Annotated in this window: 10 protein-coding genes and 1 tRNA gene; 8 read left to right on the forward strand and 3 right to left on the reverse strand. The window is 74.1% G+C overall.

Annotated features, from left to right (window positions below; all coding sequences use genetic code 11):
- A partial coding sequence (locus tag ACI78Q_RS02935; protein ID WP_456922068.1) for an integrase core domain-containing protein occupies window positions 1–132 on the forward strand: 132 nt, incomplete at its 5' end.
- Here ACI78Q_RS02935 and ACI78Q_RS02940 read toward each other — a convergent pair.
- Both ACI78Q_RS02940 and ACI78Q_RS02945 read right to left on the reverse strand, forming a co-directional pair.
- The gene (locus ACI78Q_RS02940; RefSeq protein ID WP_456921825.1) at window positions 129–1,340 is read right to left on the reverse strand and encodes an EAL domain-containing protein; all 1,212 of its coding nucleotides are present in this window, start codon (window positions 1,338–1,340) and stop codon (window positions 129–131) included. The two genes, ACI78Q_RS02935 and ACI78Q_RS02940, sit on opposite strands and share 4 nt — an antisense overlap.
- Window positions 1,341–1,590: 250 nt before the next feature.
- Window positions 1,591–1,673 (reverse strand) — tRNA-Leu (locus ACI78Q_RS02945).
- 178 nt (window positions 1,674–1,851) lie between these two features.
- Here ACI78Q_RS02945 and ACI78Q_RS02950 point away from each other — a divergent pair.
- The 7 genes from ACI78Q_RS02950 to pknB all read left to right on the forward strand — a co-directional run bounded on the left by ACI78Q_RS02950 (window position 1,852) and on the right by pknB (window position 11,296).
- Window positions 1,852–2,661: an FhaA domain-containing protein gene (locus ACI78Q_RS02950; RefSeq protein WP_456921826.1), complete on the forward strand. Its 810-nt coding sequence runs from the start codon at window positions 1,852–1,854 to the stop codon at window positions 2,659–2,661.
- A 13-nt stretch (window positions 2,662–2,674) separates the two neighbouring features.
- Window positions 2,675–3,133: an FHA domain-containing protein FhaB/FipA gene (locus ACI78Q_RS02955; protein ID WP_456921827.1), complete on the forward strand. Its 459-nt coding sequence runs from the start codon at window positions 2,675–2,677 to the stop codon at window positions 3,131–3,133.
- Window positions 3,130–4,539, forward strand: coding sequence for a PP2C family protein-serine/threonine phosphatase (locus ACI78Q_RS02960; RefSeq protein WP_456921828.1), 1,410 nt, complete (start codon window positions 3,130–3,132; stop codon window positions 4,537–4,539). The genes ACI78Q_RS02955 and ACI78Q_RS02960 overlap by 4 nt, the downstream gene beginning before the upstream one ends.
- Window positions 4,536–5,954, forward strand: coding sequence for an FtsW/RodA/SpoVE family cell cycle protein (locus ACI78Q_RS02965; RefSeq protein WP_456921829.1), 1,419 nt, complete (start codon window positions 4,536–4,538; stop codon window positions 5,952–5,954). Before ACI78Q_RS02960 ends, ACI78Q_RS02965 begins: the two co-directional genes overlap by 4 nt.
- On the forward strand, window positions 5,951–7,393 hold the full coding sequence (locus ACI78Q_RS02970; RefSeq protein ID WP_456921830.1) for a peptidoglycan D,D-transpeptidase FtsI family protein: 1,443 nt from the start codon (window positions 5,951–5,953) through the stop codon (window positions 7,391–7,393). Before ACI78Q_RS02965 ends, ACI78Q_RS02970 begins: the two co-directional genes overlap by 4 nt.
- Window positions 7,393–9,231, forward strand: a complete 1,839-nt coding sequence (locus tag ACI78Q_RS02975; RefSeq protein WP_456921831.1) for a serine/threonine protein kinase — start codon at window positions 7,393–7,395, stop codon at window positions 9,229–9,231. Before ACI78Q_RS02970 ends, ACI78Q_RS02975 begins: the two co-directional genes overlap by 1 nt.
- Before the next feature lie 133 nt (window positions 9,232–9,364).
- On the forward strand, window positions 9,365–11,296 hold the full coding sequence (gene pknB / locus ACI78Q_RS02980) for a Stk1 family PASTA domain-containing Ser/Thr kinase (protein WP_456921832.1): 1,932 nt from the start codon (window positions 9,365–9,367) through the stop codon (window positions 11,294–11,296).
- A gap of 72 nt (window positions 11,297–11,368) precedes the next feature.
- On the opposite strand, the gene ACI78Q_RS02985 is transcribed toward pknB, so the two are convergent.
- A complete protein-coding gene (locus ACI78Q_RS02985; protein ID WP_456921833.1) occupies window positions 11,369–12,025 on the reverse strand; it encodes an aminodeoxychorismate/anthranilate synthase component II in 657 nt (218 codons plus the stop codon).
- Between the last annotated feature and the right edge of the window lie 64 nt (window positions 12,026–12,089).

Genomic DNA, 12,089 nt, shown 5'->3' on the forward strand with positions numbered 1-12,089 from the left:
TCAGCCGAGCGAGCCGCAGCCTTGCCCGACTGGCTGCACACCTACAACCATCACCGCAGCCACACCGCACTCGGCGGACAACCCCCGATCACCCGGGTCGCCGTCAGCAACCGTGCTGGGCACTACAGCTAGGCGAGCACCGCGCAGTCCTGTCGGGGACGGCGCAGTGCGTCCGCCAGCACGGTGACGGGGCGGGGACGGCCCAGGTGGAAGCCCTGGCCGTGGCGGACGCCCAGGCCCTGCAGGGCGGCGTGCTCCCGGGCGTGCTCGATCCCCTCGGCGACCAGGGTGGCGCCGATGCGGTCGGCGAAGAGCACGAGGCTGCTCACGAGGGAGGCCCGGGCGGGGTCGGTGTCGACGCCCCCCACCAGGGCACGGTCCAGCTTGATGACGTCCGGGGCGAGGTTGAGGATGTGCTGCAGGGACGCGAACCCGGAGCCGGCGTCGTCGACCGCGAGGCGGACCCCCGACCAGCGCAGCCGGTTCAACGGAGCGGCCAGGACGTCGTAGTCGGCGACCGGGACGTGCTCGGTCAGCTCGATCACCAGCCGCTCGGTGGGACCAGAGGTGATCAACTCGACCAGCCGCGGTGACGCGAGAGTCGCCGGGGAGGCGTTGAGCGACAGGTACAGGTCCGGAGGCAGCCGGTCCAGGGTGGCCACGGCCCGCTCGATGGCCGCGAGCTCGAGCTCCGCCCCGAGTCCGACGGCGGTGGCGTCGGCGAACCACGCCTCCGGCCCCTGCCGGACGTGGGCGGGGAAGCGGGACAGGGCCTCCGCGCCCACCGCCTGCCCGGTGGTCAGGTCCACGATCGGCTGGACCACCACGCTGGGCCCACCGTCGCGGAGCACCTGCTCCACCCGCTCCCGCCGTGCGCGGGCGACCTGCTGCCCCGCCAGGACGGCGGCGTGCTCCTCGGTGACGTCGCGGATGGAGGAGACGACGTACTCGACCTCACCGGAGGGCGCCAGCACCGGGTCGGTGTTCAGCGACAGCCACCTGAGCTCCCCCCCGACGTGGACGCCGACGACGCGGCCGCGGATGCCCACGCCGGCGTGGACGGTGGCGGCGGTCGGCCGCTGGTCGGCCGGCCACGGGGTGCCGTCGGGCCGCAGCGCCGACCGCAGCTCGTGGAGCGCCTGACCGTGCAACTGGTCCGCGGTGAGACCGAGGACGCGGCGTGCCGCTGAGTTGCTGGTGATCACGCGACCCTCGGGATCCTGCAGCAGCACGCCTTCGACGATGTTGTCGAGCAGGGTGGCCTGGAGGCGCTCCAGCCGCGAGGTCTCCGCCAGCAGCCGCCGCAACTGCTCGGCGTCCGCATCCGCCCCGGGTCGCACCGCGCGGAACCTCCTCACCGCTCCCCCTCCGGACGAGCCGTCGACGGCCCCACCGGCTCGCGGACGGGTCCACGGGCGCGGCGGGACGAGACAGGGACGGCCGACACGATCACCTGACCGTCATCGGCTCCACCGCACGGCACCTGGAGCCTCGCCAACCCCCAGGGGTGACGGTCGGCCGGGCCCGGGGAGGAGCCGAGACGCGACGCGGCCCCGGGGTCGGAACCCCGGGGCCGCGTCGTCGTGCCGGTGGGCAAGGGGGGAGTTGAACCCCCACGTCCTCTCGGACACACGGACCTGAACCGTGCGCGTCTGCCATTCCGCCACTTGCCCTGGCGAGGAAGAACCCTAGCAGCACCTCTGCGGACACCCGAGGAGGGGGGCACCCCCGCCCCGCGCCGACGCGCCGCGCCCGGGGCGTCGGGAGGTCACCGGCCGGTCCGCCGCCGCGCACCCGGCTACGATCAACGATGGCAGATCGGGACGTCCGCGCGAGCGCAAGGGAGCGACTGTGGGTGTGCTGCAGCGCTTCGAGCGGCGGCTGGAGGGGATGGTCGGGCTGGCCTTCGCCCGGCTCTTCAAGGGCAAGGTGCACCCGGCGGAGATCGCCAAGGCCCTGACCCGCGAGGCCGACGAGCAGCGCAGCGTCATGGGCGAGGGCCGGGTGCTGGCGCCCAACGTCTACGACGTCCGGCTGGGCCCGACCGACTACGACCACCTCGCCGAGTGGTCCGAGCAGCTGGCCGCCCAGCTCGCCGACATGGTCTCCGAGCACATCGACGCCGAGGGCTACCAGGTCTTCGACGCCGTCCAGGTGCGGCTGGAGCGCGACGAGGCGCTGCCCACCGGCGTCTTCGAGGTCAGCTCGCACGTCGCCGACCCCGCGCGTCCCGGCAGCCGCGCCGACGACGTCCCCACGCCGCTGCCCACCGGCGGCGTCCCGCCGCTGCCCCCGCTGCAGGGACGGATGGCCACCGACACCGGCCGGCAGCAGCCGTCGTCGGTGGTCGGGCGGGCCGGCACCCGGCCCGGTGTCACCCACGTCCTGCTGGTCGACGGCCCGGGCACCCGGCACGAGCTGACCACCGGCCGCAACGTCATCGGCCGCGGCACCGACGCCGACATCCGGCTGCCGGACACCGGGGTGAGCCGCAGGCACGTCGACGTCGTCCTCGACGGGGCCACCGCGATCGCCGAGGACCTCGGCTCCACCAACGGCACCCTGGTCAACGGCCGCCGGATCACCCGGCAGCCGCTGTCGGACGGCGACGTGATCCGCATCGGCCACTCGGTGCTGGTGTACCGGCAGGACGGCGCGTGAAGCAGGTTCTGCGATGACCGCCGAGATCGTGTTGCAGATCTTCCGCTTCGGCTTCCTGCTGCTGCTGTGGCTGTTCATCTTCGCCGCGTTCCGGGTGGTGCGCGCCGACTTGTTCGGCGGCCGGGCCGGCCGGGTGGCGTCGGTGCCCCCGCGCGCGGCCGCCGGCAAGAAGAGGAACCGCGGGCCCAAGACCCTGGTCGTCACCGCCGGGCCGCTCTCCGGCACCAAGATCACCCTGGGTGAGCAGCCGATCCTCATCGGCCGGGCCGACGACTCCACCCTCGTGCTCACCGACGACTTCGCCAGCTCCCGCCACGCCCGGCTCACCAACCGCGGCGGCCAGTGGTACGTCGAGGACCTCGGCTCCACCAACGGCACCTACCTCGACCAGCAGCGCGTGCAGGGCCCGCTGCTGATCGCCCCCGGTCAGCCGATCCGGATCGGCCAGACGGCCCTGGAGCTGCGTTCATGACCCTCGTGCTGCGCTACGCGGCCCGGTCCGACCGCGGCCTGGTCCGCGGCAACAACCAGGACTCGGTGTACGCCGGTCCCCGGCTGCTCGCCGTCGCCGACGGCATGGGCGGGCACGCCGCCGGCGACGTCGCCAGCAAGGTCGTCATCGCCGCCCTGGAGCACCTGGACGACGACGCCCCGTCCGGCGACATGCTGCAGGCGATGCGGGAGGCCGTCTTCGACGGCAGCGAGCACCTGCGCGAGGTGATCCGCGAGTCCCCGCAGCTGGAGGGCATGGGGACGACGCTGACCGCCGTCCTGTTCGCCGGTGGCCGGCTGGCCCTGTGCCACATCGGCGACTCCCGCGCCTACCTGCTGCGCGACGGCGTGCTCACCCAGATCACCCACGACGACACGTTCGTGCAGACGCTGATCGACGACGGCCGGATCACGCCGGAGGAGGCCAACCACCACCCCCAGCGCTCCCTGCTGCTGCGCGCGCTGAACGGGCAGGAGGTCGACCCCTACCTGTCGATGCGCGAGGCGCGCGCCGGCGACCGCTACCTGCTGTGCTCCGACGGCCTGTCCGGCGTCGTGAGCGAGGAGACCCTCGCCGCCGCCCTGCTCGACCCCGACCCCCAGGCGACCGCCGACCGGCTCATCGAGCTGGCGTTGCGCAGCGGCGGGCCGGACAACATCACCGTCATCGTCGCCGACGTCGTCGAGGACGGCGGGCACGGCACCGCGCCGGTGGACCCCGTGGTCGACGGCGCGGCCGGCGACAACATCGGTCAGCGCGAGGTCGACCCCCGATCGGCGGCCGGGCGCGCGGCGCTGCACGATCCGCCCCCGACGCCGCCGACGCCGTCCGGCGCGGGCGCCGGCATGGTCGCGGCTCCACCACCGGGACGCCGCCGGCGCCGGCTGCTGTGGGGCCTGGGCGCGCTGCTGCTGGGGGCCGCGGTGCTGGTCGGCGTGTACCTGTGGCTGCTGTCGAACTGGTTCGTCGGCGTCGAGGACACCTCCGCCGGCGAGCGGGTCACCGTCTTCCGCGGCATCGACACCGCCCTGCTCGGCGTCGACCTCAACCGCGTGGCCGACGTGACCGACCTGGCCGTCGGTGACCTCCCCCAGGCCAATGCGAGCAAGGTCCGCCGGGGCATCGAGGCCACCGACGGCGACCACGCCGACCGGATCGTCGCGATGCTGCGCGCGCAGCGGCTGCCCGTGTGCCCGAGCGAGGACGACAGCAGCCGGTCCCTGCCCACCCCCACCCCCACTCCGACCCCGGCTCCCGACGGCGTCCCGGCACCCGGCGGGCTCGTGCCGCCGGCCGTCCCGGCGGAGACGACCCCCGAGGCCACCGTGTCCGAGCGGTCGACGCCGGCGCCCGAGCCCGGAGTGGACTGCCGGGAGGCGAAGTGACGACCGGCCCCTCCACGGACCCCCGTGCGAACGCGGCGGGTGCGGCCCCGCCGAAGCGGCGGAACACCGAGCTGGCACTGCTGGCCTTCGCCGTCGTCATCACGCTCGTCGCGCAGGGCATCGTCGACCTGACCATCACCGGGTCACTGCGCCCGGAGCTGCTCACCTTCGGCGGGTGGTTCACCGCGCTGTGGGCCGTCGTGCACGTCGTCGTCCGCCGGTGGGCGCCCTACGCCGACCCGCTGCTGCTGCCCGCGGTGGCGCTGCTGACCGGCCTCGGGCTGTCGGTCATCCACCGCCTGGACCTCGCCGCCGAGCAGATCGACAGCAGCACCACGCGCGAGGACGCCCCCGTCCAGCTGGTCTGGGCCACCCTCGGCATCGTCCTGTTCGTCACCGTCCTGGTGGTGCTGCGCGACCACCGGGTGCTCTCCCGGTTCGCCTACACGCTGGCCCTGGTCGGCCTGGTGCTCCTCGCGATCCCCGCGGTGCTGCCCTCCTCGATGTCGGAGGTCAACGGCGCCAAGATCTGGATCCGGCTCGCGGGCTTCAGCATCCAGCCCGGTGAGTTCGCCAAGATCTGCCTGATCGTCTTCTTCGCCGCCTACCTGGTCGACAAGCGCGACGTCCTCGCGCTGGCCAGCCGCCGGGTGGCCGGCCTGGAGCTGCCCCGCGCCCGCGACCTCGGGCCGGTGCTGGTGGCCTGGGCGCTGTCGATCCTCGTGCTGGTCTTCGAGCGCGACCTGGGCAGCTCGCTGCTGCTGTTCGGCATCTTCGTGGTGATGCTCTACGTCGCCACCGAGCGCGCCAGCTGGCTGCTCATCGGCCTCGGCCTGTTCGCCGGCGCCGCGCTCATCGCCTACTCGGTGTTCACCCACGTCCAGTCCCGCGTCGACGTCTGGCTGAGCCCCTTCGAGTACCGGGACGGCTCCGGCTACCAGCTCGTGCAGTCGCTGTTCGGGCTCGGCACCGGCGGCCTGTTCGGCGCCGGCCTCGGCGGCGGACGCCCGGACCAGGTGCCGGTCGCCAAGAGCGACTTCATCGCCGCGGCCATCGGCGAGGAGCTCGGGCTCTTCGGCCTCGTCGCGGTGATCATCGTCTACCTGGTCCTGGTCGAGCGCGGGCTGCGCACCTCGCTGATCGTCCGCGACGCCTTCGGCAAGCTGCTCGCCGCGGGCCTGTCCTTCGCCATCGCCTGGCAGGTGTTCGTCGTCCTCGGCGGGGTGACCGGCCTGCTGCCGCTGACCGGCCTCACCACCCCGTTCCTCGCCTACGGCGGGTCCTCGCTGGTGGCCAACTTCGTGCTGGTCGCCGTCCTGGTGCGGATCAGTGACGCCGCCCGCCGTCCGGCCGCCCCCGCCGGGCCGCCGAAGCCGGCGCTGGGCGACGCGCCCACCGAGGTGGTGACGCCGTGAACGCACCCCTGCGCCGGGTCGCCATCAGCGTGCTCGTGCTGTTCACGCTGCTGATCATCAACGTCAACTACATCCAGGTGGTCCGCTCCGACGAGTTGCGCACCGACCCGGGCAACACCCGGGTGCTGTCGGAGGAGTACGACCGCGAGCGCGGCTCGATCGTCGTCGCGGGCACCGAGATCGCCACCTCGGTGGCCACCGACGACCGGCTGACCTATCTGCGGCAGTACCCGCAGGGGGAGCTGTACGCGCCGGTCACCGGCTACTACTCGCTGGTCTACGGCAACGCCCAGACCGAGCGGTCGATGAACGACTTCCTCGCCGGCAACGACGCCCGCCTGTTCGCCCGGCGGCTCGCCGACCTGTTCACCGGCCGCGACCCCTCCGGCGGCGACGTCGTCCTCACCCTCGACCCCGCCGTCCAGGAGGCCGCGATGGCCGGCCTCGAGGGCGTGACCGGCGCGGTCGTCGCCCTGGACCCCTCCACCGGCGCGGTGCTGGGCATGGCCAGCACGCCGACGTACGACCCGAACCTGCTCTCCAGCCACGACCCGCAGGCGATCCGGGACTACTGGGCGCAACTCAACGACGCCGACCGCGATCCCCGGCTGAACCGGGCGATCGGCGACAACTACCCGCCGGGGTCGGTGTTCAAGGTGGTCGTCTCGGCGGCCGCGCTGGCCACCGGGGAGTACACGCCGGACACCGTGATCCCGGCGCCGGACACGCTGACCCTGCCCGGCACCAACACCGAGCTGGAGAACTTCGGCGGCTCCCGCTGCAGCAGCACCGGCGAGCAGCCGCTGATCGACGCGCTGACCATCTCCTGCAACACCGCCTTCGCCCAGCTCGGCATCGACCTCGGCGAGGACCGGGTGCGCGAGATGGCCGAGGCGTTCGGGATGGACGGCGAGCGGCGGGAGATCCCGCTGACCGTGGAAGCCAGCACCATCGGCGACCCGGAGAACGACGCGCAGCTCGGCGTGAGCTCGATCGGCCAGCAGGACGTGGTGGTGACCCCGCTGCAGGCGGCGATGATCGCCGCCGCGGTGGCCAACGACGGCACGCTCATGCAGCCGTACCTGGTCGACCAGCTGCGCGCCCCCGACCTCAGCGTCATCGACGAGACCGACCCGGAGGAGCTGAGCCAGCCGGTCACCCCCGAGGTGGCCGGCCAGCTGACCGAGATGATGGAGAGCGTCGTCGCCAACGGCTCCGGCCGGGCCGCCCGCATCCCCGGCGTCACCGTCGCCGGCAAGACCGGGACGGCGGAGAACGCCGGCCCCGACCACAACTGGTTCGTCGGGTTCGCCCCGGCCGACGACCCGCAGATCGCCGTCGCGGTCTTCGTGGCCAACGGCGGGGGTACGGGTGGGGACGTGTCCGCCCCCATCGCCCGTGAGGTCATGCAGGCCCACCTGGACGGGCAGGGCGGCTGATGGCCCTGTCCACCGGCACGATCCTCGCCGGCCGCTACGAGATCACCGCCCCGATCGCGACCGGCGGGATGGGCGAGGTGTGGCGGGCCCGCGACCGGGTGCTCGACCGCGTCGTCGCCGCCAAGGTGCTGCGCAGCGAGTTCACCGGCGACCCCAGCTTCGTGGCGCGGTTCCGCAACGAGGCGCGGCACACCGCGGCGCTGAGCCACCCGAACATCGCCTCGGTCTACGACTACGGCGAGACCGACGACGAGCGCGGCGGCCAGCTGGCGTTCCTCGTCATGGAGCTGGTCGAGGGCAAGCCGCTGGTGACGATCCTCCACGAGGAGGGCAAGCTCCCGGTCGACTGGACGCTGCACGTGCTGGGCCAGTCCGCCGACGGCCTGTCGGCGGCGCACAAGGCCGGCGTCGTGCACCGCGACATCAAGCCGGGCAACCTGATCGTCCGGCCCGACGGCGTCGTCAAGCTGACCGACTTCGGCATCGCCCGCGCCCGGGACGCCACACCGCTGACCCGCACCGGCATGGTCGTCGGCACCGCCCAGTACCTCTCCCCCGAGCAGGCCCAGGGCTTCGAGGTCACCGCCGCCTCCGACGTCTACTCCCTCGGTGTGGTCGGGTACGAGTGCCTGACCGGCGGCCGCCCCTTCGACGGCACCTCCCAGGTGGCCGTGGCCCTGGCGCACATCAACCGCCCGCCGCCGCCGCTGCCGGGCCACGTGCCGGCCGCGGTGCGGCTGCTGATCGAGCGGGCCCTGGCCAAGGACCCCGCCGACCGGTTCCCCGACGGCGGTGCGTTCGCCGCCGCCATCCGCTCGGTGGCCGCGGGGAGCGGCCTGTCGGCTCCCGGGTCCGGCGGTCCGGCCACACCGGCCGCAGGGCGTCCGCGCCCCGGGCCCGTCGCCGCGGTCCCCGTTCCCGCGCCGGCGGAGCCCGCGACGGCCCAGACCGAGCTCGTCACCGACGTGTCCGACAGCCGCACCCAGGTGCTCGGCGCCGCCTCTGCCGGCGGCACCGGCGGCCCGGGGACGGCGCCGGGGACCATGCCGCCGCTGCGGCGACCGGCCGAGGACGACGGCACCTGGGACGGGCCCCGCCACGCGGAGCCGTCCCGCGGCCGCAACCGGTGGGTGTGGGTGGTCGCCAGCCTGCTGCTGCTCGCGCTGCTCGGTGGCGGCACCTGGTTCCTGCTCTCCGGCGACGGCGACCCCTCGGCGGCCGACCCGCAGCAGACCAGCGCACCGGCCACCAGCACCTCCACGGCGGCGGGCACGTTCACCGTCAACACCGACGAGTTCATCGGGCAGAACGTCGACGACGTCGAGGAGTACCTGGTCGGCAACGGCCTGCAGGTCAGCCAGCGCGAGGCGACCGCCGCGCAGGTGACCGCGCCGGGCCGGGCCTTCGACGCCGACGACGTCGTCGCCTCCGAACCGGCCAACGAGGCCGTGCCCCTGGGCACCGTCGTCACGCTGTACTACGCACCCGACGACTACGCGCCCGACACCACCGACGAGAGCGACCCGAGCGAGACCCAGCCCCAGCCGACGACGGCGGTGCCCACCACGACGACACCCAGCCGGACGACCACGGCGCCCGGCAACACGTCGAGCAGCAGTCAGGGCAACGGCCAGGGGAACGGCAACGGCGGCAATCCGGGGGAGAACCAGGACCCGGGCGGTGAGCGGGACGGGGACGAGGGGGATGAGGCGCCCGCCAACCCGCCGGGCGGGAACCTCCCGGGAGACCCAGCACCGACGGCGACCGAGCCTTCCGTTCCCGCGACCGGGACGGGGAACGCCCAGCCGGCACCGGGCGCCGCGGGTGCGACGGAGTGATCCCGCTCCCCCGCGGCTCCCGGATCGGGGTCGTCCCAGCGGTTAGGCTCCCCGCCGGCCCACCCGTCCGCCGCGTCCGCCCGTTGCCCGACTCCCCCTGGACGCCGGACCGCACCGCCCGAGAGGACCCCCGATGACCACGCCGCAGGTGCTCGGAGAGCGCTACGAGATCGGCGGGGTGCTCGGCCGCGGAGGCATGGCCGAGGTGCACCGGGGCCGTGACCTGCGGCTGGGCCGCGAGGTGGCCGTCAAGGTGCTGCGCAGCGACCTGGCCCGCGACCCGTCGTTCCAGGTCCGCTTCCGGCGCGAGGCACAGGCCGCGGCCTCGCTGAACCACCCGGCGATCGTCGCGGTCTACGACACCGGCGAGGACCGCTCGCCCAGCGGCGCCACCCCGTACATCGTCATGGAGTACGTCGAGGGCCAGACCCTGCGTGACGTGCTGCGCAGCGAGGGGGTGCTCTCCCCCGAGCGGGCCATGAGCCTGTCCGCCGACATCTGCGGGGCCCTGGACTTCAGCCACCGCAACGGCATCGTGCACCGCGACGTGAAGCCCGGGAACGTGATGATCACGCCGCAGGGCTCGGTCAAGGTCATGGACTTCGGCATCGCGCGCGCGGTCTCCGACTCCGCCGCCACGATGACCTCGACCGCCGCGGTCATCGGCACCGCCCAGTACCTCTCCCCCGAGCAGGCCCGCGGTGAGGGCGTCGACGCCCGTTCCGACGTCTACTCGGTCGGCTGCCTGCTCTACGAGCTGGTCACCGGCGCGCCGCCGTTCACCGGCGACTCCCCGGTCGCGGTGGCCTACCAGCACGTCCGCGAGGACCCCCGCCTGCCGTCGTCGATCAACCCGGCGATACCGCCGGAGCTCGACGCGATCCTGCTCAAGGCGATGAGCAAGAACCCGGCCAACCGCTACCAGTCGGCCGCGGACATGCGCAACGACCTGCTCCGTGCACTGGCCGGCCAGCGGGTCGAGGCCACGCCGGTCATGAACGACGCCGAGAAGACCACCATCCTCGGCGCGCCCCCCGGCTACGGCGGCGGCGACTGGGACGAGGGCGACGACGAGGCGGCCCGGAAGCGGAAGCGCACGCGGGTGGTCATCGCCGTCGTCGCCGCCGTCCTGCTGCTCGGCGGCGTGATCACCGCGGCCCTGCTGCTCAACTCCGGCGACGACCCGGAGACCCCGGCCGCCCAGCAGGTCGCCGTGCCCACCCTGGTCGACCTGCCGCGGGCCGACGCGGAGGCCGCCATCACCGACGCCGGCCTGGTCGTGGGCGACGTGACCACCGAGATCACCAACGACGACTCCCAGGTGGGCAACGTCGTCTCCAGCACCCCCGCCAGCGGTGCGCGGGTCGACGAGGGCAGCGAGGTCGACCTCGTCGTCGGCGCGGCCCCGGACAGCGTCGCCGTCCCGCCGGTGGTCAACCTGGACGAGGACGACGCGCGGACCGCCCTGGAGAACGCCGGTTTCACGGGGAACGTCAACCGCGACGCCGTCGACTCCCTCGAGCCGGAGGGCATCGTCGTCCTCGTCGACCCCGAGCAGGGCACCCAGGTGCCGCCGGACACGACGATCACGCTGTCGGTGTCCGACGGGGACGCCGAGGTGCGCGACGTGGTGGGCCAGCAGCAGGACGCCGCCGTCCAGGCCCTGCGCGGGGACGGGTTCACCAACGTCCGGCCGGAGCAGGTCGAGGACGAGCAGCCCGCCGGCACCGTCGTCGCCATGTCGCCGGCGGCGGGCAGCCAGGCGACCGCGGACACCGAGATCACCCTGCGGGTCTCCAGCGGCCCCGCGGAGCCGGAGACGGTCACCGTGCCGAACGTCGTCGACCAGCAGCAGTCGGCGGCGACCAGTGCGCTGCAGGGGCTCGGACTGGTCGTGAACGTGGTCCAGCAGGACGCTCCCGACCCGGCCGACGTCGGCCTGGTGATCGCCCAGAGCCCGTCGGCCGACGCCGAGGTGGAGCCGGGCTCGACGGTGACCATCACCGTCGGCCGGGCGCCCCAGGGCGGCGGCGGCACCGGTGACGGCACCGGTGGCGGCGGCTGAGCCACGAACCGACCGCACCGACGGCGAAGGGCCCCTCCCGAGCGGGAGGGGCCCTTCGCCGTGTCGGGGGACTCAGGCGGGGGTGGCGACCGTCGTGAGCCGGCGCACGGCCGCGGCGGCCGCCTCGACCGCGGCGGGGTCGGGGGCCATCCCGCAGGTCTCCAGCCACGTGGCGAGCATCCGGTGCCCGCCCTCGGTGAGCACCGACTCGGGGTGGAACTGCACGCCCTCGATGGGCAGCTCCCGGTGGCGCAGGGCCATCACGATCCCCGACGGCGTCTCCCCGGTCACCTCGAGCTCGTCGGGCACCGTGGCGCGCTCGACGGCCAGCGAGTGGTACCGGGTGGCGGTGAACGGCGAGGGCAGCCCGGCGAGGACGCCGGCGCCGGTGTGCACCACCTGGCTGGTCTTGCCGTGCAGCAGCTCCGGCGCCCGCACCACCTCGGCACCGAAGGCCTCGGCGATCGCCTGGTGGCCCAGGCACACCCCGAGGACGGGCGTGCCGGCGTCCGCGGCGGCCCGCACCATGGGCACCGTCACCCCGGCGCCGGACGGCGTCCCGGGGCCGGGGGAGAGCAGCACCCCGGCGACGTCGAGGTCGGCGAGCTCGTCGACGGTGACGGCGTCGTTGCGGCGGACGATGCAGCGCACGCCCAGCTGACCCAGGTACTGGACCAGGTTGTAGACGAAGCTGTCGAAGTTGTCGACGACGAGGACGGGGCGGTTCACGCTCCCTGTGTACCAGGCAGACCCCGTGCTCCCCACCACTCGCGGACTGGCAGCGGGACCCCGC

Source organism: Geodermatophilus sp. SYSU D00705 (genome assembly GCF_054050135.1).